Genomic DNA, 23,345 nt, shown 5'->3' with positions numbered 1-23,345 from the left:
ATGAACCTGCTGAACCCGGCCAATCCGGCCTATGAAGCCGACGATGCCATTCCGCGCCGCCGCTGGCTGCGCGTGATTCCGCCGCTGCTGCTCGCCTGCATCATTTCGTACATGGACCGCGTGAACATCGCATTCGCGATGCCGGGCGGGATGAACGCCGATCTCGGCATGGACGCGACGATGGCCGGCCTCGCCGGCGGCATCTTCTTCTTCGGCTACCTGTTCCTGCAGATTCCCGGCGGCCGGCGCGCGGCGCTCGGCAGCGGCAAGACCTTCATCGCGTGGTCGCTCGTGAGCTGGGCCGTGCTGTCGGCGTTGACCGGGCTCGTCACCCATACGTGGCAACTCTTGACGCTGCGTTTCATGCTCGGCGTGGCCGAAGGCGGGATGCTGCCCGTCGTGCTGACGATGGTCAGCCACTGGTTTCCCGACCGCGAACGCGGCCGTGCGAACGCGATGGTCATCATGTTCGTGCCGCTCGCCGGCATGATCACCGCGCCGCTGTCGGGCTTCATCCTCGCCGCATACGACTGGCGCCACCTGTTCTTCAGCGCCGGCGCGCTGTCGCTGCTGTGCCTGTTCGCGTGGATCATGTTCGCCGACGACAGCCCGGAAACCGCGCGCTGGGTATCGCCGCGCGAGAAGGCCTACATCCTCGACGCGCTGCGCGAGGAACAGGAGCGCAAGCAGGCCGCCGGCACGCCGGCCGCCGCGTCGTTCGGCGCGATGCTGCGCAACCCGACGATCTGGCTGCTGATCGCGATCAACTTCTGCTATCAGGTCGGCATCTACGGCTATACGATGTGGTTGCCGACGCTGCTGAAGAACCTCACGCACGGCGGGATGGGCAAGGTCGGCCTGCTCGCGATGCTGCCGTATGTCGCGATGGTGATCGGGATGTTCGCCACGTCGTATTTGTCGGACCGAACCGGCAAGCGCCGCCTGTTCGTGCTGCTGCCGCTCGTCGGCTTCGCCGCGTGCCTCGCGCTGTCGGTGCTCACGCATGCGTCGATGATCGTGTCGTTCGCGTTCCTGATCGGCTGCGGCTTCTTCCTGCAGGCGGCGGCCGGCGTGTTCTGGGCGATTCCGCCGAAGCTGTGCAGCGTCGAGACGGCCGGCAGCGCGCGCGGCCTGATCAACGCGCTCGGCAACCTCGGCGGCTTCTGCGGCCCGTATGCGGTCGGCGTGCTGACCCAGCACGTGAGCGCGGCGGCCGGCGTGTACAGCCTCGCCGTCACGCTCGCGGTGGCCGGCCTGCTCGCGCTGACGCTGCCCAGGCGCTGCGAGGACTGACCCCGCGCGCACCGACACCGACGCGCGGAAATGCGAACACGCGAACACGCGAACGAAACAACGGAGACACACCATGAACGACATCCTGTTGCTGGTGCAGAAATGCGCCCACACCTTCAGCTTCTACGACCTCGAGACGAAAGCCGCGCTCAAGCACGTCGTGCTGCCGAACTTCCCGCACGAGTTCACCGTCGACGTGAACAACCGCTTCGCGTACGTCGGCATCTTCGGGATCGAGACCGCATGGTCGCGCGGCCATGAAGGCGATCACCGGGTCGCCGAGATCGACCTCGTCGCGCGTACGCATACACGCATGCTCGACCTGTGGCCGTACTACCGGCCGCACGGGATGGCGACCGATCGCGACGGCCGGCTGTACGCGATGAGCGAGGCGCACGACATGCTGCTCGTGTTCGACGAGCCGACCCGGCAGGCCGTGCCGAACATGGCCGTGCCGTCCGGCGGCGTGAAGACCCACCTCGTGACGCTCACGCGCGACGCGAGCCGCGCCTACGGCGTGCACCTGCTGTCGAACACGGTCACGCAGTTCCATCCGCGCGACGCCACCGTCGCGCCGCGCGCGGTGATGCCCGGCCCGCGTCCCGAAGGCAATGCGCTGTCGAGCGACGAGCGCACGCTGTTCGTCGCGAATCGCGGCGACGACACGCTCGTCGAGATCGACACCGACACGATGACCTGCGGCCGCCGCGTGAAGACGCGCAGCGATCCCAACCGCATCTACCGCACCACCGCGCCGGACGGCCGCGACCTGTTGCTGCTGACCAATTCAGGCGAACGGTCGATCTCGGTGTTCGATGCCCGGCAGCTGGAGGAAATCGAACGCGTCGCGCTGCCCGCGAACCCGACCGCGCTGTCGTTCCATCCGTCGCGGCGCGTCGCGTACGTGTCGTTCCAGGATGACTACGTGCGCGAGCTAGATCTCGACGCGTGGCGGTTCGTCGGTGCATTGCCGACGCTGCGCGAACCGGATGCGTCGTATGTGCTCGCCGGCACGCGCTGAGCGGCGCGACGACGCGTCGTCGCCGGCCGCGATGCCCGCCGCGCTCGTCGACGCGCATCATCATCTGTGGCGGCTCGGCGCGGGTGCGCGCTACCCGTGGCTGCAGGACCGGTACGACCCGGCGCACTTCATGTTCGGCGACTACGCGGCGCTGTGCCGCGATTTCGGCGTGGACGAGTACCGGCACGCCGCGCAAGGCGCGCCGATCGTCGCGAGCGTGCACGTCGAGGCCGAACGCTCGCGTGACGAAGCGCTCGCGGAAACGCGCTGGCTGCACGAGGTCGCCGCCGCGCACGGGCTGCCGTCGGCGGTCGTCGCGTGGGTCGACCTGCTCGCCGACGATGCGGACGAACGGCTCGCCGAACAGGCCGCATGGCCGCGCGTGCGCGGCGTGCGGTTCAAGCCGCGCACCGCCGCGTCGCCGGATGCGTCCGTCGACGGGCCGGGCACGCTGCGCGATCCGCGCTGGGCGGTCGCGCTGGAACGGCTCGCCGCGCATGGCCTCGGCTGGGATCTGCGCGTGCCGTTCTGGCATCTCGGCGACGCGGCCGCGCTGCTGGCCGATGCGCCCGGTGTCGACGTCGTGCTCGAACATGCCGGGCTGCCGTGGGATCGCTCGGACGCGGGGCTCGCGCGCTGGCGCAGCGGCATGGAAGCGCTCGCCGCAGTGCCGCGCGTGACCGTGAAGATCTCCGAACTCGGCTTGCGCGATGCGGTGTGGAACGACGCGGACAACGCACGGATCATCCGCGACACGATCGCGATATTCGGCTGGGAACGCTGCCTGTTCGCGAGCAATTTTCCGGTGGCGGGGTTGCGGGTGTCCTATCCCGCGCTGCTGCGCACGTTTGCCCGTGCGATGGGCGACCTCAACGATGCGGCGCGCCGCGCGATCTGGCACGATAACGCGATGCGGGTGTATCGGATTGCGTGAACGTGCTTGACCCGGCCCTTGGGGTCGCCTGGATGCCGGGCGTAATGATTCGACGGCAGACAGGGGGCGAATGGGCACGTGCACGCTTCGTTCGAGTGCGTCGGGCGCAGCCTCCATCGGGTCGACGCAACCCTTCACTCGACGGTAACAAGGCGTCACGCGTATCGGCGATCGCTCCATCGGCCGGACGGCCAGAATCGTACGTGTCCGGTTGACCGCAAGATGATTCGAAAGGTATACGAAAGTATTGCGCTTCGCGTGTCGATGTCCTTTCGAGTCAACCCACCCGGCATGATCAACCGCAACGGAAACAAGGCCGGCTCTGGCGCAGCCGGTACACTCGGCGACATGAGCCACTTTCGCGTCACCTATGACGGGCCCGCACTCGAATCGTCCGACATGGACGTGCGCGAACTCGCACCTGCCCTTCTCGCGATCGGCGACTTGCTCGAGGCCTCGACCAAGGCGCTCTGCGGAGACCAGGTTCAGCCACAGGTGAACGTCCGAGGCAGCTTCAGGACCGGCAGCTTCGGCATCGACTTCACGCTCGCGACCTCACTCCTCGGCCGGATGCGCGACATTTTGAGCGGCAGCGAAGGCGCGGCACTCGCCAATGCCGTCACGATTCTGACCGCGCTCGGCATTGCCGGTCCGACAATCGGCAAGGGCCTGTTCGCGGTACTCAAATGGTTGCGCGGTCGCCCGATCCAGCGCGTGCAGATCAAGGCGCACGCCGCCGTACTGCACGTCGACGGCGAGACGCTCGAGATCGAACTGTCCGTCCTCACCCTGCTGCGGGACGTGAGCGTCAGGGAGGCGACCACCCGAGCGCTCATGCCGCTTTCGCGCGACGGCGTCACGATTTTCTCGGCCGGCACCGACACGGACGTGTTCGAGACGGTCACCCGCGACGAAGTCGACTGGTTCCGCGTACCCGAGCAGGCCGACGCACTGATCCTCGACGAGCGTCGCAAGATGGCGTTTTCAATCGTGTCACTCGCGTTCAAGGACGACAACAAATGGCGTCTCTACGACGGTGCCGCCACGATCCACGCCGCGATCACCGATGCGAATTTCCTGAAGCGCGTGGATGTCAACCAGATCAGCTTCAGCAAGGGCGACGTACTCGTCTGCAGCGTGCGCGTACGGCAGTGGCAGACCGCCGACGGAGCCAAGACCGAATACGAGGTCACGGACGTCCTCGAGCATCGTCCGGCCGCGCGGCAAATCCAGTTGCCCAGCCTTTGACCGGCATGCCGCGTTCGTGAATCATGCGCTTCGTGCCATGCAACCTGCTCTCGAACGCTCCCCGACCATGCCCCCTGCGATCCGCCTGCGTCCGGCGTCTGCCACCGACCTGCCGTTCCTGCTGACGCTCCGCCAGCTCACGATGACCGAGCATCTGCAACGCGTCGGCGCCCCCACCGACGACGACGCGCACCGCCAGCGCATCGCGGCGCACTTCGACGACGCGATGATCGTCTGCGAAGGCGCGAACGCCGACGCCAGTTCGATCGGCTTGCTGAAGGTGACGCGCGCCGCCGCCGAATGGCACGTTCACCAGATCCAGATCCTCCCGTCGCGACAAGGACAAGGCATCGGCGAAGCCGTGCTGCGCGAACTTCTGGTCGATGCCGCGCGCGAGCACGTGCCCGTATCGCTGAGCGTGCTGCACGGCAATCCGGCGCGGCGCCTCTACGAACGGCTCGGCTTCCGGCTCCTGTCAGAAACGGACGGCAGCGCGAACCTGATATGGCACGCATGACGTTGTACAGCCCGGCCAACCGCTCACCTGGCACACCGGATCGCGCCAACGCGGATCCTGGCCGCACACCGCGCAAAAAAACACGGGCCCTCCCGCCGGGAGGGCCCGCTTCCACATCAACCAAGCGAACGATCAGTCGTCGTCGCGGCTCGCCACCTTCTGCGTCACGCCCCTGAGCTTCGGGTACGGCTGCGATCCCATCATGCCCTTCCACAGCACGCGGTTGAACTGATCCGCCGGCACCTCGTCGGCGTCGTCGAAGTCGAACTTCGCCGTCACCTTCGCCCAGTACGCCGCGTCATGCTTCGGCGTGACATCCGGCCCGGCCGCGTATTGCAGCAGGTTCTCGCCCGCCCCTTCGGCCAGCCGCAGCCCGGTGCCCTTCAGCGCCGTCGACGCGACGGCCGTGTAGGTCCACGACGCCGGGCCGTGCACGTCGAACACGTCGGTCATCGGCCGCTGGTAGGCGGTATTCAGGTTCATGTGCTGCGTGCCGAGCACGTCCTCGATGGTGCGCAGCGCATTGACCTGGCTGTAACGCGTCCGGATCACCGCGCCCTGCTTCACGTACGGCCCCACGATGTATGCGGGCCCGCGATGCGAATCCACGTGATCGGGGCCGTCCTGCACGTCGTCCTCGGTCACGACGATCAGCGTGTCGTTCGCATACGGGCTCTTCGCGACGGCTTCGACCAGCCGGCCGACCGCCAGATCGTTGTCCGCCTGCTGCGTTTCCGGCGTGTTCACGCCGGCGAACGCCGTGCCGAACGCCCCCATGTGATCGTGCGACAGGCGCACCAGCGACAACGTCGGCAGGTTGCCGCTCGCGACGTACTGGTCGAACTCGCGCTTCCACTCGTTGAGACGCCACTGGTCCGGGTAGTTCTGGTCGAAACCGCGGAAGTACAGGTCGGTCAGCGACGCGAGCCGCGGGTCGAGCGCGGCGGTCTGGACGACGCCGGCCGCGTGCGGGTCGACGATCGGGTTCGCCGCCGTGCCGATACTGCCGATGTTGTTCACGAGGAAACCGTAGTTGCGGACCGTGCCGCCGCCGGCCAGCACCGCGTCGAAGATATAGCCGCGCTGGCGGCCGAACGGCGCATCGGACGACGCATGGTTGCCGGTGCCGGGCAGCAGGTTCGCCGCACCGCCCGGCAGCCCGGCGGCCGCGTTGCTGTAGTTCGTGGTGCCGGCCGGGCCGGCTGCCGCATCGCGCTGCTGCACCGTTTCCCAGTTGACCGGCACGCTGCGGTTCGTGCCCTCGCTCTCGTACGACAGGCCGCGATTGACCGCCGCGTAGTTGATCTGCTGGGTGATCGTCTCCGTGTTGGTGACGCGCCCCTGAAGCGCCCACGACCAGCCGTCCATGCTGCCGTCGCCGGGGTTCATGAAGTTGTCGAGCGTCACGAACTGGCTCGCCAGGCGATGGAAGTTCGGCGTGATGTTCCGGCCGAACTGGGCCAGCCGCGGATCGCCGTTGGCGCCGTTGCCGATGTCGCCGAGCACCTGGTCGAACGTGCGGTTTTCCTTGACGACGTAGATCACGTGCTTGATGTGACGGCGCAGGAAGCCCATCACCTCGTTATCCCCGTCGTTGTCTTCCGGGCGATAGAAGTTGTTGCGCGCGGCCTGCTGCGTCAACGTCGGCAGTTCGTTGGCCGCCGGCACCGGCGCGCTCACGAGCGACGCGCGCTCGAGCTGGAACTGGTATTCGTTCGACGCGCGCGACGTCGCAGCCTGCGCCGGGGTCGCGCCGAACAGGTGATCCGGGTTCGGGCCGGTGGTGCTCTTGCCGTTCACCACGTACATCCACGTGCCGTCGGCGCTGAAGGTCACGTCGTGCGGCTCGAAGGCGGTCGGAATCAGGCCCGTGACGCGATACGCGCGCGCGCCGACGAGCGGAATCACGGCGATTTCGTTCGCGCCGGCGTTGGTCGCATACAGCGTCCGGCCATCGCGCGACAGCGTGACCGCGTAGGTCGCCGCGCCCGTGTGCGCCTGGCCATGCGCCAGCACGCCGGCCGGCGCGCGTGCGTCGATCCGGGTCACGACCGCGTTGGTGTTCGTGTCGATCACCGCGACCTGGTCGGCGTTGTCCTGCGCGACGAACAGCCGCGATTGCGACGCGTCGAGCGTCATGCCGAGCGCGTTGCCGTCCAGCTTGATGCGCTGGACCAGGCGGCCGCGGGACGGCGACGACACGTCGATCGCGACGATTTCGCGATCGCGATCCGACGACACGTACGCGACACCGTTGCCCTTCATCACGACCGCGAACGGGAACGTGCCGCCGGCGTCGCCGCTGCGGCCTTCGTTGCCGGAGAAGAACGGCCGCAGGTCATGCTCGTAGCGCACGTTGTTGGTCGCGGTATCGATCACGCTGATCGAATCGTTGTAGTTGTTCGCGACGACGAGCGTCTTGCCGTCGGCCGACAGCGCGAGCCCGGCCGCGTTCGGCTGCACGCGGATGCCGACGCCCTTGCCGGCGTGACCGAGCGCGATCGTGTTCGACAGCGCCCACGCGCCGCCCTGCTGCGCATAGACGTACACCGCATCGTCGCTGCCGCCCGTCGCATAGAGCTTGCCGCCGTCATGCGAGAACGCCAGACCGACGAACGCATTGGTCTGCTGGAGCACCTGCTTGAGCACCGGGCGGGTCTTGTTCGCGCCCGCGACGTCGTACAGGAAGATGAACTGCGTCGAGGCCGCGGTGTCGACCGAACCGTCCGGCTTGTACAGCGAGTTCTGGCCGGCGGTGATGATCGCCAGCGTCTTGCCGTCCGGGCTCAACTGCGAGCGCACGGCTTCTCCCGCGACGAAATGCGGATAGGCCGGCAGCCCGGGATTCAGGAACTGCTGGACTGCGCCGCGCACGGCGAGCGGCGTGACGAACTGGCCGCTCGGCACGCGGGCCGCGTCGGCGGTGTTGAAACCGTCCGCGTGCGCGTGCGACGCAAGCAGCACGGCCGACATGATGGCGCCGAGTCGGAGCGCGCGCTTGACCTGATCATTTTTCATAGGAATCCTCTGTACTGATGGGGCGATGACCGTGTGACGTGTCCGGCATGATCCTGGCCTTGTCTGCCCGTGTCGCGCCGCGGCGAGGGCCTGAGCCAATCGATCGAAGGGGTCGCGCCGGCTATCGCCGACGTGCCCGCATTACATCCCCGCCCAATGTCAAGCGGATGACCGGCGCCGTTGCGGGCCGGCCTCTTACACATCGTTACAGCAAAGGCATTTCGATGACAGCCATCGCGGTGTCATCGCCGCCGTCGAGGCGTCGCCCTCAGGGCGTCCACCGGTAAACGGTGATGCTGTTCCCCTTCACGTTGTTCTTCGTCACCACGTACTCGCCGTTCGAGCGGCGATACGCGCGCACGCTGTACATCGCATCGATCGCGCTGCTGGTGTCCACGGTCGCGGGGCTCGCGTTGACGAGCGTCGTGTCGAGATTGCCGGTGTCGAGGTTGAATGCGTCGATGTTCGGCCACAGCGGCCCGCTGCTGCTGAACCAGTAGCCGACGAACAGGTGGTTGCCGGCCGCGTCGATCGACTTCGCGCCGCTGTGCGGCAGCGTGATCACCGGGTTCGGCTGCGTCGTGTTGCCCGCGCGCCAGCCGTGATACACCTCGATGCGCGTGCCGATCGACGTCCAGTCGGTACTGCCGACCACACCCTGCGCGAGCACCATCGTGTCGCTGTCGGCGAGATAGACGATACGCGTCAGCGGCAGGATGCTCGCCGGCACCGGCGTCGGCACGCCCGGCCCCCACGACGGCTTGCCGCTCGCATCGAAGCCGGTCAGCGGATAGTGATAAATGGCGCCGGTCTTGTCGAGGCCGGCCCATACGCCGCCCTTGCTGTCGAGGCTGAAGCCGGCCGACACGCGCCGGGTGGTGTTGAATGCGGGCCCGGGGATCGATCCGTCCGGAATCGCGACATAACCGTTGGCCGCGTTGAAGTGGAAGAAATAGTAGACCGGCGGATTCTGCCCTGCCGCAACGAGGATCCGGTTCGCGCCGACCGACGTCAGCAGCCCGAAGTGCTCGTCGCGCTGGGTGTCGCTCATGTCGATGCGCGGGTCCGACGGATACGTGAACGGGTCGACGGTGTTCGCGACGAAGGTGCCGCCGGCGGTGCCGCCGTACACGTGCGTGCCGCTGTAGAACAGCGCGCCGTCGGTGACCGGATCCGGCGCGGCGATGCCTTCGAAGTTGAGCGACTGCAGCGTCCACCGCAGGCTGCCGGCGCTGCTGTACGCGTGAATGTCGGTCGCGCCGTTGCGGCCGAGATCCCAGCTGCCGCCCCACGGGTTGTTGAGCACGTACAGGTTGCCGGCCGTGTCCTTGCCGAGGCCGGCGATGCGGGTGAAGCGCTTCGCGCCGACCTGCCCCTTGATGCCCGTCGTCGTGTCGAGATAGCCGCCGCGCACGCCGAACGTGCCGGCCAGCGCGGGCCGGCCTGAAACCGTATAGCGCTTGATGTTCAGGTCGGGGCCTTCGTCGCCGACCAGCAGCTGCCCCGCCGCCGCATCGAAATAGAGCGCCGACGGCTGCGACCCGGCGGCCAGCCGGACCGTGTTCAGTAGCGCACCGGCCGGGCTGAATTCGACGACCGAGCCCGTGCTCTTCTGCGCGACCCAGACGTTGCCCGCCCCGTCGACCGCGAGCGCGCCGGGCGCTGACACGCCGATGTCACGCTGCCACACGCCGTCGGTCGTGAACACCCGCACGCGATTGCCGTAGAAATCGCTCGCATAGAGCAGCGAGCCGGCCGTGGCGAGCCCGGTGACGACGTCGATGCGCGGCTGGTTGGTCGCCGCGGTGATCTGAATGAGCTTGTCGCGGAACCGCGTGGTGCGGTTGTAGCGCCCGACCGCGCCGCTGCCGTATCCGTTGCCGGGCTGCAGCGCGACGAACAGCGACGTCGCGTTGCCCGCGATCGCGCTGCCCTGGAATTCGGAATGCGTGCCGATCGAGCCGGTGCTCTTGCCGTTCTGGTAGATCGCGACGCCGCCCTCGTCCTCGTCCCACATCGACGCCGTGTAGATCACGCCTTCGGGTGCGACCCACATCGAACGCGCGACATTGCCGACGTGCGCGGCGAGCGTGCCGTAGGTATTCGCGATCCAGTCGGTGGTATTACGCGCGTATCCGGCCGGCGCAATTGCGGCGATCGCGGCAGCGAGCAGCACGGCCTGAATCGGTTTTCTGGCGACCATGGCTGATGCTCTCCTGAATCTGAATGGTGGAATCATTCACATGACGGGCAGCCGGATGGTTTGAAATCGGCGACGCGTAAATACTTCCGCTAAATCATCCGGTGCAGTCGGTATTACATCGGGTGTGCATTCGATAATCGGCACCGCCGAGAATAGCGTTATATAAATCGAAAAAAATTGCGGAACGCTCGTGCAGACGGCGCGTGCGAATGCGCAAGAGTGAATGATCACTTACGCGTGTACCTTGATATCGGGGAAGTCCGGCTTTCGCCGACGGGAATATCACCGCGGGTTCGAATGCGGCGTATCGAGCATGGCGGAGGGTTTTTCGGCGAATCGGGAAAATCGCCGGCTGCGGCTAAAGGAATGACCGCTGGCGGGTATCGCGCCGGCCTGAATCCAGGTCGAATCCAGGCCGGCGCACATCATTGCATTTACAACCGGGAAATCACGCGGACGTCGCCGTCTCCCGTACTTCCACCTGCCTGGTCTCGCTGCCGCCGTCCGAATCCGCGTCGTCGCGCGGATCGCCGAGCTGGCCTTCCCACTTCGCGACCACCGCGGCCGCGATCGAGTTGCCGACGGCGTTGGTGGCCGAGCGTCCCATGTCGAGGAACATGTCGACGCCCATGATCAGCAGCAGCCCGGCTTCCGGCAGATGGAACTGGTTGAGCGTCGCCGCGATCACGACCAGCGACGCGCGCGGCACGCCCGCCATCCCCTTCGACGTCACCATCAGCATCAGCAGCATCGTGATCTGCGTGCCGAGCGGCAGGTCGATCCCGTACACCTGCGAGATGAACAGCACCGCGAACGTGCAGTACATCATCGAGCCGTCGAGGTTGAACGAATAGCCGATCGGCAGCACGAAGCTCGAGATCTTGCGATTCACGCCGAACCGGTCGAGCGCGTCGAGCAGCTTCGGATACGCGGCTTCGGAGCTCGCCGTCGCGAACGACAGCAGGAACGGCTCGCGAATCAGGCGGATCAGCGTGAACGCGCGCTTGCCGAGGAATGCGACGCCGGCGAGCGTCAGCACGCCCCACAGCAGCGCCAGCGCCAGATAGAAGCTCGCCATGAACTTCGCGAACGTGAGCAGGATGCCGAGCCCTTCGGTTGTGATCGTCGACGCCAGCGCGGCAAACACGGCGACCGGCGCGAACCACATCACCGCGCCCGTCACCTTCAGCATGACCTGCGCGAGATCGTCGATCACCCCGGTCAGGCGCTTGCCGGCGTCGCCGAGCGCGGACAGCGCGGTACCGAAGAAGATCGAGAACACGACGATCTGCAGGATCTCGTTGTTCGCCATCGCCTCGGCGATCGATTTCGGGACCAGGTGGACGACGAAATCCTTCAGCGTGAAGGCGCCCGTCTTCAGGTTCAGCGCCGCATCGGCGGCCGGCAGCGGCAGGCTCAGGTGGCTGCCCGGCTTCAGGAGCGTCGCGGTGATCAGGCCCAGCATCAGCGACGTGAACGACGCGATGAAGAACCAGCCGAACGCCTTCACGCCCACGCGGCCGACCGACCCGCTGTCGCCCATCTGCGCGATGCCGACCGTCAGCGTCGCGAACACCAGCGGCGCGATGATCATCTTGATCAGGCGCAGGAACACGTCGGACAGCAGCGACACGTAGCCGGCGACTTCCTTGGCCATTTTCGGGTCGGGAAACGCGCTATGACAGGCGTAGCCCACGGCAATGCCAAGCACCATCGCGATGACGATGTACTTGGTGATGTTGTGCTTCTTCTTCATTAGCAATCCAAATTACAGAACAGGTGTTTCCAACGGCAGGTCGATCGCCGGCATTGAAATGAAATGGCGACGGAATTCCGCGAGCGCGGCGCGCCGTTTCGGGTGCCGGAGCCCGTCCGTGGGCAGGGCCACGGCGGACAGGGGGGGCATTCTATCGCAAACGCCGGACAATCCTTCCAATCCGAAAGCGGCAGGCGGTGCGTCGCGCGGGGAGCGAGGCGGGGCGGGGCTTCGGCGAACCCGGCAGGCGACGCATCACGCCCGCGACGTACCGGGTCGCGGCATGAACCGGCACAGGCACAGCGGCACCACGACCAGCGACGCGCCGGCGAGAAACGTGGCCGGCGCGCCGAAACGCGTCCACAGCGCGCCGGCGATGCTGCTCGCGAGCAGCATGCAGATGCCGCTCACCAGGTTGAATACGCCGAACGCGGTCCCGCGCAGCGTGGCCGGCGAGGTTTCCGACACCATCGCGGCGAGGATGCCCTGCGTGAAGCCCATGTGCAGCCCCCACACGGCCACGCCGGCGAACATCGAGATCGTCGACGTGCCGATGCCGAGCAGCAGGTCGGCCGCGATCAGCAGCACCATGCCGGCCGCGAGCAGCACGCGGCGATCGAGCCGGTCCGACAGGATGCCGACCGGCCAGGCGGACAGCGAATAGGCGACGCTCATCGCGACCATCACGGCCGGGATCCACGCCGCGTCGAGCCCCGTCTGCTGGGCACGCAGCACCAGGAACGCCTCGCTGAAGCGCGCGAGCGCAAATGTCGCGCCGGCCGCGACCACGAACCAGTAGCTGCGGGGAAACTCGCGCAGGGCATTCCAGCGCAGCGGCGAGCGAAAGTGCCGGTCCGGTTTCGACTGCTCGGGCTCCCGTACGCCGAAAACGATCAATGCGATCGCGACGAAGGCCGGCACCACGGCAAACCACAGCACGGTCCGGATGCGGTCCTCGAACCAGAGCATCAGCACGATCGCGAGCATCGGCCCGAGAAACGCGCCCACGGTATCCATCGACTGACGCAGGCCGAAGCAGGCGCCGCGGATTTCGGGCGGTGCGACGTCGGCCACCAGCGCGTCGCGCGGCGCGCCGCGTATCCCCTTGCCGACGCGGTCGAGCAGACGGGCCGTCACGACCACGGCCGGCGTGGACGCCAGCGGAAACAACGGCTTGGTCAACGCCGCGAGCCCGTAGCCGACCAGCAGCAGCCCCTTGCGGCGGCCAAGCCAGTCGCTGATCGCGCCGGAGAACACCTTGACGATCATCGCCGTCGCCTCGGCCGCGCCCTCGAGGACGCCGAGCGCGACGACGCTCATGCCCATCGTCGACACCAGATAGATCGGCAACAGCGCGTGGATCAGCTCGGACGACAGGTCCATGAAGAGGCTCACGAGGCCCAGGGCCCACACGGTCCGCGGAATCGCAGGCTTGCCGGCAATCGGAGTTGGAGCGCTCATGATCGATCCACATCGAGGTTGCGGGCGATACGACGTGCCCCGGGGTTCGCAAGCAGGAACGATTCTGCCACGCGATCCTGCTACCGTATCCAATCAGGCCATGGCAGGTCGCCCCCGGGCGCGACGCAGCACCGGCCGGCGACCGGGACGACGACGGGTTCAGCCACGCGTGCGCATGTCCGGTCCGACCCAGCGGAACAACCGCGGCCCGAACGACACGGTCGCGATCAGCAGGATGACCGTCAGCCCGACATTCCACACGAGGATCATCACGGTCGCATCGAGCGGATGAAAGAGCGACAGCGCGACACCCGTGATCGCCGAGACGGCGAGGCTTCCCGTCATCGCCACCGGCATCGGCGCCAGATGCGCGACGTGGCGCAGCATGATCAGCAGCATCAGCGTCAGCGGCACGCCGACGAGGACCAGCGTTCCGAAGCACCGCGCCGTTTCGCCGGGCGACATGCCGTTCGGGCCGAGTTCGACCCAGTTCGTGAGACAACCGTATCCGACCGTCGACATCCACACGGCCAGCGCCGGTAGCGGCAACAACGCCCAGCGCAACGACCGCCCCGGCACGCTCGCGATGAACGCCCCCACCGCGGCGAGGATGCCGGTCAGCGCGGCGGCCGACACGCTCGTCACGAACACGCGCTCCTGAAGCCTGAACGGCAGGTCCGCCCGCGTGCCATGGACAAACGCTACCGACAGCAGCAGCAGCGCGGCAAGCATCAGCCATCCGACCGCGCGCCAGACCGGCTGGCGCAGCGGCCGAACCGGCGCGCCGCCGGCGACCAGCGATTCGATCAGTTCCGGTGTCGACTGCTTCATTGACGTTTCTCCCGACGATCGAGCAGCTTGCGCAGCGCTTTCAGCCCGCGATGCACGGCTACCTTCAAGGCCGCCACCGTCATGCCGGTGGCCACGGCTGCTTCCTTCAACGATTTTTCCTCCAGCTTGAGCATCCGGATCGCCTCGCGCTGCCCCTGCGGCAACCGGGCCAGCGCTTCATGCAGGATCCGGGCGTCGGCCGCCGCCTCCATAAGATTCGCTCCATCGCCCGGTATGGTTTCGTGGTCGAGGTCCAGCGGCAGCTCGCGCGACGCATGGCGTCCCTGGCGGCGCAATGCGTCGACCACGCGGCGACTCGCGATCGACACCAGCCACGGGCCGAATGGCCGCTCGGGTGCGTACGTGTGACGCACCTGGTGAACGGTCATGAGAATCTCCTGGACGACGTCCTCGACGGCGTCGGGATGGACGCCGTGGCGCGCGACGAATCGCCGGAGATACGGCGTGACGCTCTCGAGCAACCGGCGATAGGCGCCGCGGTCGCCGATCTGCGCGCACGCCATCAGCACCGACCAGTCCGGCGACCCGTCCTCCCGAATCGGCGGCGGCTTGCCGTCGGCGGCTTGCTCGGCAGCCGGGCGAACCAGGCGGATGCGCGCGTCATGAGGGTGTTGCTCGTCTGTCATGGTCCAGGTGTCCAGCGACAAAGTCCGGCGCAGAAAATTTTCCGGCACGCTGCGTAACCTTTGGTCGTGGCAGAGCGAATTTTCTGACAAGGTCGCGCATCGGCGACCCCCACGTCAGGAGAACACACCATGATCAAATCCGCTTCCGCCCTCTCGTCCCTGTCCGCCGCCATCGGACTCGCGCTCGCCGTGCAGGCGGCGCCGAGCCAGGCACAAGGCATGAAAGATATGAGCAATATGCCGCAGGTCGTCAAGGACAACATGACCCGGATGACGCAAAACCACCTCGAGAAATGTTACGGCATCAACGCGGTCGCGAAAAACGACTGTGCCGAGGGTGCGCATTCGTGCGCCGGTCAGTCGACGCAGGCCCGGGATCCGAAGTCCTTCGTACTGCTGCCGGCCGGCGACTGCGGCAAGATCGCGGGCGGAAAACTCAAGGCCAGCTGAAGGTTCAGCGCGCCATGAACATGCCCGCGCAATGTCGCGGCGCCGCGCATCGCCCGATACCGGCCCGGGCGGGCGTCGGGCTGCGCTTTCGCCACCATCAGGCGGTGCTGGACGAGCAGCCTGCCATTCCGTGGTTCGAGGTGCACACCGAGAATTACATGGGAGGCGGCGCGGCGGCCGCGTATCTGGACGCCATTCGTCAGGACTATCCGCTGTCGCTCCATGGCGTCGGCCTGTCGCTCGGCAGCGCGGACGGACTGGACGGCGCGCATCTGGCGCGCGTGCGCGAAGCGGTCCGGCGTTTCGAGCCTGCTCTGGTTTCCGAGCACGTGTCGTGGAGCACGGCCGGCGGCACCTATCTGGCCGACCTGTTGCCGTTGCCGATGACGGAAGAAGCGCTCGACGTCGTGTGCCGGCATGTCGATCAGGTTCAGGCGACGCTCGGACGGGCAATTCTGGTGGAGAACCCGTCCACCTGCCTGCGCTTCGTTCACTCGACCATTCCGGAATGGACGTTCCTGTCCGAGATCGTGCGACGGACCGGATGCGGCCTGCTGTGCGACGTCAACAACCTCTACGTCAGCGCATGCAATCACGGCTGGAACCCGCACGCCTATCTTGCCGCGCTGCCGCGTGCCGCGATCGGGGAGATTCATCTGGCCGGCCACAGTGTCAGGGACCTCGAAGGCGGCCGGACCCTGCGGATCGACGATCACGGATCGCGCGTCGCCCCGGAGGTATGGGCGCTGTACCGCGAAGCGCTGCACCGCTTCGGCGCCGTGCCGACCTTGATCGAATGGGACACCGGCGTCCCGCCGCTCGGCACGTTGATGGAGGAAGCGGCGATTGCCGAATCGGCACTGGAGGCGACACGCCATGAACACGCATGTGCCCACGCTCGCTGATTTGCAGCAAGCGATCCGCGCCCGTCTGCACGGCACGGCGAACGACGCCCCGACCTGGATCGTGTCCGACGGCTTCCTGCCCGACGCACGTCTTGCCATTTACCGTCACACGATGACTGCCGTACTCGTGAACGCGCTTCGCCTGGCGTTTCCGGCCGTGCAGTCCCTGCTCGGCGCGGAATGCTTCGAGGGTGCGGCCCGTCGCTTCATCGACGTCGCACCGCCGGACAGCGCCTGGCTGGACGAATACGGCGCCGCGCTGCCAGCCTTTCTCGCGGCGCTGCCCGAGACCCGGTCGATCCCGTATCTTGCCGACGTCGCGCAGCTCGAATGGCACGTCAACAGCGTGCTGCATGCACCGGATGCCCCGACACTGAATCTCGCGCGCGTGGCGACGCTGGACGAGGCCGCGCTTGGCAGGCTGCGCCTGCGCGCTCACCCGGCGGTACGCATCGCAAGCCTCGCGTTTCCGGCCGATGCGATCTGGCGTGCGGTCCTCGATCGGGACGACGCGGCAATGGATGCGATCCGGCTCGACGATGGCCCGGTGCACCTGCTCGTGCGGCGCACCGCCGAAGGCATCGAAACGGTCCGCCTGGACGACGGCGAATACCGCATCACGGCGGCGCTGTTCGCCGGCGCGACGGTTCACGATGCGTTGTCGGTCGCACCGGACACGGATGCGTTGACCCACTTCGCCACGCTGCTCGCGCGCGCGACCTTTTCCGACACGCTGCCCGCATCGGATGCCGCGGCAGGTTCCGAAGGATCACCACCATGCCGAACGTGACTCGAACGCCTTCCCCTGCTTCATCTGTCGCTGCGCGGCTGGCAGGCATCGTGCAGCGGCTCGAACGCGTGCCGTACTGGCTGCTCGCGATCCCGCTGCGTCTCGCGGTGGCGACGATCTTCTGGAATTCGGCGATGACCAAGCTTGCAAACTGGGACGTCGCGCTCGACCTGTTTCGCGACGAATACAGGTTGCCGCTGCTGCCGCCGGACGTGGCCGCCTACATGGCCGTGTCGATCGAACTGAGCATGCCGGTCCTGCTCGTGCTCGGCCTCGCGACCCGGCCCGCGGCGCTCGTGCTGCTCGGCATGACGACGGTGATCGAGATCTTCGTCTATCCGCTCGCGTGGCCGACCCACATACAGTGGGCGGCCATGCTGCTCGTGCTGCTTTGCCGAGGCGCCGGATGGCTGTCGCTCGACACCGTGATCGGACGGCGCTGGGTGCGGCCCTGACCTGACCGCGCATCGACTGTCGATCGCCGATCCTGCCGCACCGGTGCGGTCTCCGTCCGCTACGGACGGTCAGTCCGGCGTTTCCCGCGTCAGCTTCGCATGCCGCCGCGCGCGGTCGTTCACGATCTGGTGACGGCGGTGATCCGTCATCTTCTTCCAGCCGCGCGCTTCGTCGCGCGTTCGCAGGCACGCCACGCAGTAGCCGGTGCGGCCGTCGAACGAACACACGTCGACGCAAGGGGACTTGACCGCCATGCTTATTGTCCTCGCATCGCGGGCACGACTTCGACGGTCACGTGCGACAGGTTCCTGAACCGCCGCAGCACGCCGTGATAGAAGCGCGCATCCCGCTTCGGGTCGTCCGTCACCACCGACACGACCGCGCTCATGTGCCCCGGCCCGAGCCGCCACACATGCAGGTCGCCGACCCGGTCGCCGGTGCCTTCGATCGCACCGCGCACGTTGTCCGTGAGGCGACGATCCGAATTCATGTCGAGCAAGATCCCGCCGGTATCGCGCATCAGGCCGTACGACCAGTTCGCGATCACCAGCGCGCCGATGATGCCGGCCAGCGGATCCATCCAGACCCAGCCGAACGCACGCGCGAGCAGCAGCCCGACGATCGTCAGCATGGAAACCGCGGCATCGGCGATCACGTGGATGTACGCGGAGCGGATGTTGTGATCGCGCGCCGCCGCCGCGGACGCGCCATGGTCGTGCTCCGCGAACGCCAGTGCGTGCTCGCGGCCGTTCAGCCGGACGATCGCCTTGAACTCATGCGGTTCGGGAATGGCGTCGGTCGACTCCAGGTAGCCGCCGCGATCGTGCATCGCGAACGCCTGGCGCGAGCCGTCCGGACGGATCGTCGTCACCGACACGGCGCCGGCATCGACGAGCTTCGTCTCGTGCGTCGCAGGCGCGACGCGGAACACCGGCGGGACGCCATCCTCGAACACCGACACGACGAATGCACCCTGCCGATCGAAGATCCGGTGCGCTGCCGCTTCGTGGTCGTGGTCGTGCTCGTGGTCGTGGTCGTGGTCGTGGTCGTGGTCGTGGTCGTCGTGATCGTCATGGGCATGCCCGTGACGATGGCCGTGGCCATGACCGTGACCATGGCCATGATGATCGCCGCTCAGCAGCCAGACGCTCGCGATGTTGACGAGCAAGCCCGCAACCGCGATCGGGATCGCCTCGCCGAAATGGATCGGGACCGGGGCGAGCAGGCGTGCGACCGCCTCGTACCCGATCAGCAGCGCAATCATCGCGAGCACGATCGCGCTCGTGAAACCCGCCAGATCGCCGAGCTTGCCCGTGCCGAACACGAAGCGCGGGTCGCTCGCATGCTTGCGCGCATAGGTATAGGCGAGCGCCGCGATCAACATCGCGCCCGCGTGCGTCGACATGTGCAGGCCGTCCGCGATCAGTGCCAGCGAGCCGAAAAGCGACCCGCCGACGATCTCCGCCACCATCATCGCCGCGCACAGCGCGATGACCATCCAGGTCCGGCGTTCGTTCTGCTCGTGCGCGGCACCGAGAAAGATGTGGTCGTGCCCTGCGCCAAAGGCGTCGTTGCTGAAGCTGTTCATTCCGCCCCCGATTACTTGAAGTAGCTGTGAACGACTTCGATCAACTGTTCGGTCGCGCTGCCTTCGTCGTCGTGCCCCTCGGCGTCGACCAGATGGCTGCGGATGTGATCCTCGAGCACGACCGCGAGCAGGCCGTTCATTGCCCCGCGGCCGCTCGTGATGAGGCGCAGGATTTCGTTGCAACCGCGCTCGTCCTCCAGCGCGCGTTCGATCGCTTCGACCTGTCCCTTGATCCGACGGACACGGTTCAGCAGCTTCTGTTTTTCCTTGATGGTGTGGCTCATGGTGGTCCCTTCATATACCGGGGGGGACTATATATCAAATCGCGTTTCCATATAGGGGGGAGGGGTATATCCGCGAACAATCAGACGAATGGAAATCGCCTCGCTGAATCGCCCGGCCGCCACCCCATTGCAACCGCCGTCAAAGTTGACTTGTAGCACTCGTAACGCTTGAGTAGCATTGACTACATGAATTCACTCACGACATGGTCGCTCCTCGTCCTGACGCTTCCGACGCAGAATGCGACGGCTCGCATGCGGTTCTGGCGTGCGCTCAAGGCCAAGGGCTGCGCGGTGCTGCGCGACGGCGTCTACCTGCTGCCCCATTCGGAAGCGCATGAAGGGATGCTGCGCGCGCTCGCGGACGCGATTGCCGACAGCGGCGGCAGCGCGCATCTGTTGCGCGCGCCGAGTCTCGACGCGTCTCAGGAACGGGATTTCCGCGCGCGCTTCGATCGCGGGGAGGATGACGCCGCCTTTATCCAGGCCCTTGCGGACACCCGCAAGACCCTCGCCGGACAGTCGGCCACGGAACTGACACGCTTGCTGCGCCGCATGCGCAAGGATTTCGACGCCATCCGCGCGATCGACCATTTCCCGGGTGACTCGGCCACCCGCGCCGAAGTCGCGCTGCAGGATTTCGTCGCCCTGGTCGAGACCGTGCTGTCGCCGGGTGAGCCGCACGCCGCGGACCGCGCGATCCGTCCGCTCGCGATCGACGCGTATCAGGGCCGCACCTGGGCGACGCGGCAGCGGATGTGGGTCGATCGCGTCTCCAGTGCATGGCTGATCCGCCGCTTCGTCGACGCGCGCGCCCGCTTCATCTGGCTCGCCTCGCCGGCGGATTGTCCCGCCGACGCGCTGGGCTTCGATTTCGACGGCGCGGCGTTTACGCATGTCGGCGAGCGCGTGACGTTCGAGGTGCTGCTGGCGAGTTTCGGGCTCGACAACGACCCGGCGCTCATGCGGCTCGGCGAGATCGTGCACGCGCTCGACGTGGGCGGCCCCGCGGCGCCCGAAGCGATCGGCTTCGAGGCCGTGATGGCCGGCACGCGCCAGCGCACCGAGAACGACGACCAGTTGCTCGAGCAGATGGGCGCCGTGCTCGACGCCCTCTACGCGCATTTCTCGTCGACCGCAAGGAACGAGACCGGAGCCAGGTCATGACCACGTCCATCGCCGCGACCGAACCGACCTACTCGCTCGGCGAGCTGGTTGCCTACATGCTGCGCCTCGGCACATTCGGTTTCGGCGGGCCCGTCGCGCTCGCCGGCTACATGCGGCGCGACCTGGTCGAACGTCGCGGCTGGATCACGGAAGCCGACTACAAGGAAGGACTCACGCTCGCCCAGCTCGCACCGGGGCCGATGGCCGCCCAGCTCGCGATCTATCTCGGCTTCGTGCACTACCGCATTCTCGGTGCGACGCTCGTCGGCGTCGCATTCGTGCTGCCGTCGTTCCTGATGGTGCTCGCGCTCGGGTTCGCCTACGCGCATTTTGGCGGGCTGTCCTGGATGCAGGCCGTCTTCTACGGCGTCGGCGCCGCGGTGGTCGGCATCATCGCGATGAGCGCCTACAAGCTCACGACCAAGACCGTCGGCCACGACAGGCTGCTCTGGGCAATCTTCCTGACGCTTGCCGCCGTGACCTTCATCACGGAATCGGAAATCGCGTGGCTGTTCGTGGTCGCGGGCCTGGTCGGCTGGCTGTGGCGTGCCCCACCCAAGTGGCTGCACCGGGGCGGGCTGAATGCGGTTGCCGCCGCCAACCTGCCGGCAGCCAGCGGAATATTGAGCGGCATCGATCTGCCGCAACTCGTTCAGATCGGCGCGTTCTTCATGAAGGCCGGTGCGTTCGTGTTCGGCTCCGGGCTGGCGATCGTCCCGTTCCTCTACGGCGGCGTCGTCACCGAACATCACTGGCTGAACGACAAGCAGTTCGTGGATGCCGTGGCGGTCGCGATGATCACGCCCGGCCCCGTCGTGATCACCGTCGGCTTCATCGGGTATCTCGTGGCCGGCTTTCCCGGCGCGTGCGTCGCCGCGCTCGGCACGTTCCTGCCTTGCTATCTGTTCACCGTCATTCCCGCGCCGTACGTGAAGAAGTACGGGCACCGTCCGGGCGTCAAGGCGTTCGTGGACGGCATCACCGCCGCCGCCGTCGGTGCGATCACCGGCTCCGTCCTCGTCATCGCGAAACGCTCGATCGTCGATCTGCCGACCGCCCTGCTCGCCGTCGCGACCGTGCTGCTGCTGTGGCGTTTCAAGAAGTTGCAGGAACCGGTGATCGTCATGGCTGCCGCGCTCGTCGGGCTGCTGGCCTACCCGCTGCTCCATCATTGAGCCGCATTGCGGGGAGACGGCCGTGACGCATCGGACGACATTCGTCCGCCATACAGGAGGCGTGCCGTGAAATGGATGACGCGCGGACGGCCGAAGGTCGACCGCATCGCATGCCCGAGGGAGATTGCAGGGTTCATCGACGATGCGCCGGAATCGGCCGCGCTGTACGCGATGCCGATCGGCCTTTCCGCAAACTTCGCCGACGATCACGCGCCACTGCGGCACGGCATGGTGAAGTACGACGCGCTTGACGCGGGGTGCCGGCGTGATGCGCCCATCTAGCAGCCGGTGCGCGTCGGCGCTCGCCAGCCGGATGCTGCCGGCGGGCGCAGACAAGGCCGCATGGCTCATCCTCGCCAGCCGCGGCATGCGCGGTTTCTGCGATGGATTCATTGCCGTGCTGCTGCCCGCGTATCTGCTGTCGCTCGGGCTGTCGCAACTGGATGTCGGTCTGATCGGCACCACGACGTTGACGGGTTCCGCCATCGCGACGATCGCGGTCGGCATGCTCGCGAGCCGCTTCACGCAGCGCCGCATGCTGACGCTCGCGGCGGCACTGATGGCCGCGACGGGAATCGGCTTCGCGAGCGTCTCCACGTGGTGGCCGCTGTTCGTCATCGCCTTCGCCGGCACGCTCAATCCGAGTTCCGGCGATGTCAGCCTGTTTCTGCCGCTCGAACAGTCGCGTCTGGCGCAAGCCGCCGACGGCGACGCGCGCACGGCGCTGTTTGCCCGATACAGCCTCGTCGGGGCCGTATCGGCGGCGGTCGGATCCCTCGCGGCAGGCCTGCCGATCGCGGTTGCGTCACATACCGGCATCTCGACGCTGGGCGCGATGCGCGGCATGTTTCTCGTCTATGCGGCGACGGGTGTCGTCGTCTGCCTGCTGTATCGGCGACTGCCGCGCCAGGCTGCCCGCGCGGCGCAGGCCGCGCCCCCGCTCGGCCCGTCACGCCCGATCGTCGTGCGGCTTGCGATGCTGTTCAGCGTCGACGCGTTCGCGGGCGGTCTCGTCGTCAACTCGCTGCTGTCGCTGTGGTTGATGCAGCGCTTCGGACTCTCGATCGCTGCCGCCGGCCAGTTCTTCTTCTGGGCGGGCCTGCTCTCGGCCGGCTCGCAGCTCGCGGCCGCGCCGCTGTCGCGCAGGATCGGCCTGCTGAACACGATGGTGTTCACGCATATTCCGTCGAGCATCTGCCTGATCGGCGCCGCGCTCGCGCCGTCGTTGCCGTTGACGTTGACGCTGCTGTTGATGCGAAGCGCGCTGTCGCAAATGGATGTCCCGACACGCACCGCCTACGTGATGGCGGTCGTCACGCCGGCGGAGCGACCGGCAGCGGCCAGCTTTACATCCGTCCCGCGTAGCCTCGCGGCCGCTGTCGCGCCGACCTTGGCCGGCGGCCTGTTCGGTCTCGGCTGGCTCGGTGCGCCGCTGGTCGCATGCGGTGCGCTGAAGATCGCGTATGACCTTGCGCTGCTGGCCGCTTTTCGCCACGTCGAACCGGACGACGGCCGGCCACGGTAATCGCGGCCGCGGTCGAACGGCAAACGAGCGGGGAACCCTGCAAAGCGATGCCGTCGCCGCCTCGGCACTGCGGCGGCGG

At 67.1% G+C, this 23,345-nt stretch carries 22 protein-coding genes; 13 read left to right on the top strand and 9 right to left on the bottom strand.

Going from position 1 to position 23,345, the window contains the following annotated elements; all coding sequences use genetic code 11:
- The 5 genes from U5771_RS21550 (at position 1) to U5771_RS21530 (ending at position 5,013) form a co-directional block, all read left to right on the top strand.
- Positions 1-1,293, top strand: a complete 1,293-nt coding sequence (locus U5771_RS21550; protein ID WP_322025851.1) for an MFS transporter — start codon at positions 1-3, stop codon at positions 1,291-1,293.
- Between the two features lie 73 nt (positions 1,294-1,366).
- A complete protein-coding gene (locus tag U5771_RS21545; protein ID WP_322025850.1) occupies positions 1,367-2,314 on the top strand; it encodes a YncE family protein in 948 nt (315 codons plus the stop codon).
- Positions 2,292-3,248: an amidohydrolase family protein gene (locus tag U5771_RS21540; RefSeq protein ID WP_322025849.1), complete on the top strand. Its 957-nt coding sequence runs from the start codon at positions 2,292-2,294 to the stop codon at positions 3,246-3,248. The genes U5771_RS21545 and U5771_RS21540 overlap by 23 nt, the downstream gene beginning before the upstream one ends.
- A gap of 291 nt (positions 3,249-3,539) precedes the next feature.
- Complete coding sequence (locus tag U5771_RS21535) at positions 3,540-4,496, top strand: hypothetical protein (protein ID WP_322025848.1); 957 nt, start codon at positions 3,540-3,542, stop codon at positions 4,494-4,496.
- A gap of 67 nt (positions 4,497-4,563) precedes the next feature.
- Positions 4,564-5,013: a GNAT family N-acetyltransferase gene (locus U5771_RS21530; RefSeq protein WP_322025847.1), complete on the top strand. Its 450-nt coding sequence runs from the start codon at positions 4,564-4,566 to the stop codon at positions 5,011-5,013.
- Positions 5,014-5,145: 132 nt separating this feature from the next.
- Here the strand turns inward: U5771_RS21530 and U5771_RS21525 are convergent, their stop codons facing one another.
- The 6 genes from U5771_RS21525 to U5771_RS21500 all read right to left on the bottom strand — a co-directional run bounded on the left by U5771_RS21525 (position 5,146) and on the right by U5771_RS21500 (position 14,929).
- Entirely contained in the window at positions 5,146-8,031 is a 2,886-nt protein-coding gene (locus U5771_RS21525) for a bifunctional YncE family protein/alkaline phosphatase family protein (RefSeq protein WP_322025846.1), read from the bottom strand.
- 268 nt (positions 8,032-8,299) lie between these two features.
- Entirely contained in the window at positions 8,300-10,234 is a 1,935-nt protein-coding gene (locus tag U5771_RS21520; RefSeq protein ID WP_322025845.1) for an SMP-30/gluconolactonase/LRE family protein, read from the bottom strand.
- A gap of 448 nt (positions 10,235-10,682) precedes the next feature.
- Positions 10,683-11,990: a dicarboxylate/amino acid:cation symporter gene (locus tag U5771_RS21515; RefSeq protein ID WP_322025844.1), complete on the bottom strand. Its 1,308-nt coding sequence runs from the start codon at positions 11,988-11,990 to the stop codon at positions 10,683-10,685.
- Positions 11,991-12,245: 255 nt separating this feature from the next.
- Positions 12,246-13,451 (bottom strand): MFS transporter, encoded by a 1,206-nt coding sequence (locus U5771_RS21510; protein WP_322025843.1) that lies wholly within the window; start codon positions 13,449-13,451, stop codon positions 12,246-12,248.
- Between the two features lie 159 nt (positions 13,452-13,610).
- Entirely contained in the window at positions 13,611-14,282 is a 672-nt protein-coding gene (locus tag U5771_RS21505) for an NrsF family protein (protein WP_322025842.1), read from the bottom strand.
- Positions 14,279-14,929 (bottom strand): sigma-70 family RNA polymerase sigma factor, encoded by a 651-nt coding sequence (locus U5771_RS21500; protein ID WP_322025841.1) that lies wholly within the window; start codon positions 14,927-14,929, stop codon positions 14,279-14,281. The genes U5771_RS21505 and U5771_RS21500 overlap by 4 nt, the downstream gene beginning before the upstream one ends.
- 129 nt (positions 14,930-15,058) lie before the next feature.
- Between U5771_RS21500 and U5771_RS21495 the strand changes: the two genes are divergently transcribed.
- Genes U5771_RS21495 through U5771_RS21480 form a run of 4 tightly spaced genes read left to right on the top strand, consistent with a single transcriptional unit; the run spans position 15,059 to position 17,529 of the window.
- Entirely contained in the window at positions 15,059-15,379 is a 321-nt protein-coding gene (locus U5771_RS21495) for a DUF2282 domain-containing protein (protein ID WP_322025840.1), read from the top strand.
- A gap of 20 nt (positions 15,380-15,399) precedes the next feature.
- The gene (locus U5771_RS21490) at positions 15,400-16,284 is read left to right on the top strand and encodes a DUF692 domain-containing protein (RefSeq protein WP_415859424.1); all 885 of its coding nucleotides are present in this window, start codon (positions 15,400-15,402) and stop codon (positions 16,282-16,284) included.
- Positions 16,256-17,074 carry a DNA-binding domain-containing protein gene (locus tag U5771_RS21485; RefSeq protein WP_322025838.1) on the top strand — a complete coding sequence of 273 codons (819 nt, stop codon included), beginning with the start codon at positions 16,256-16,258 and terminating at the stop codon, positions 17,072-17,074. The genes U5771_RS21490 and U5771_RS21485 overlap by 29 nt, the downstream gene beginning before the upstream one ends.
- Positions 17,062-17,529, top strand: coding sequence for a DoxX family protein (locus U5771_RS21480; protein ID WP_322025837.1), 468 nt, complete (start codon positions 17,062-17,064; stop codon positions 17,527-17,529). Before U5771_RS21485 ends, U5771_RS21480 begins: the two co-directional genes overlap by 13 nt.
- Before the next feature lie 69 nt (positions 17,530-17,598).
- On the opposite strand, the gene U5771_RS21475 is transcribed toward U5771_RS21480, so the two are convergent.
- From U5771_RS21475 to U5771_RS21465, 3 genes are read right to left on the bottom strand one after another with little or no spacing between them, the layout of a single operon-like run.
- On the bottom strand, positions 17,599-17,784 hold the full coding sequence (locus tag U5771_RS21475; protein WP_322025836.1) for a DUF1289 domain-containing protein: 186 nt from the start codon (positions 17,782-17,784) through the stop codon (positions 17,599-17,601).
- 2 nt (positions 17,785-17,786) lie between these two features.
- Complete coding sequence (gene dmeF / locus U5771_RS21470) at positions 17,787-19,118, bottom strand: CDF family Co(II)/Ni(II) efflux transporter DmeF (protein ID WP_322025835.1); 1,332 nt, start codon at positions 19,116-19,118, stop codon at positions 17,787-17,789.
- A gap of 11 nt (positions 19,119-19,129) precedes the next feature.
- Complete coding sequence (locus tag U5771_RS21465) at positions 19,130-19,402, bottom strand: metal/formaldehyde-sensitive transcriptional repressor (RefSeq protein WP_124612821.1); 273 nt, start codon at positions 19,400-19,402, stop codon at positions 19,130-19,132.
- Positions 19,403-19,588: 186 nt separating this feature from the next.
- On the opposite strand from U5771_RS21465, the gene U5771_RS21460 reads away from it, so the two are divergent.
- The 4 genes from U5771_RS21460 (at position 19,589) to U5771_RS21445 (ending at position 23,266) form a co-directional block, all read left to right on the top strand.
- Positions 19,589-20,566: a chromate resistance protein ChrB domain-containing protein gene (locus tag U5771_RS21460; protein WP_322025834.1), complete on the top strand. Its 978-nt coding sequence runs from the start codon at positions 19,589-19,591 to the stop codon at positions 20,564-20,566.
- Positions 20,563-21,741, top strand: coding sequence for a chromate transporter (locus U5771_RS21455; RefSeq protein WP_322025833.1), 1,179 nt, complete (start codon positions 20,563-20,565; stop codon positions 21,739-21,741). Before U5771_RS21460 ends, U5771_RS21455 begins: the two co-directional genes overlap by 4 nt.
- A 66-nt stretch (positions 21,742-21,807) precedes the next feature.
- Positions 21,808-22,023, top strand: a complete 216-nt coding sequence (locus U5771_RS21450; protein WP_322025832.1) for a hypothetical protein — start codon at positions 21,808-21,810, stop codon at positions 22,021-22,023.
- Positions 22,010-23,266, top strand: a complete 1,257-nt coding sequence (locus U5771_RS21445; RefSeq protein WP_322025880.1) for an MFS transporter — start codon at positions 22,010-22,012, stop codon at positions 23,264-23,266. Before U5771_RS21450 ends, U5771_RS21445 begins: the two co-directional genes overlap by 14 nt.
- Positions 23,267-23,345 lie beyond the last annotated feature (79 nt).

This window comes from Burkholderia sp. BCC1977, from assembly GCF_905339595.1.
GTDB lineage: Bacteria > Pseudomonadota > Gammaproteobacteria > Burkholderiales > Burkholderiaceae > Burkholderia.
Note: the sequence above shows the minus strand (reverse complement) of the source record. Positions and strands in the feature narration are given on the sequence as shown.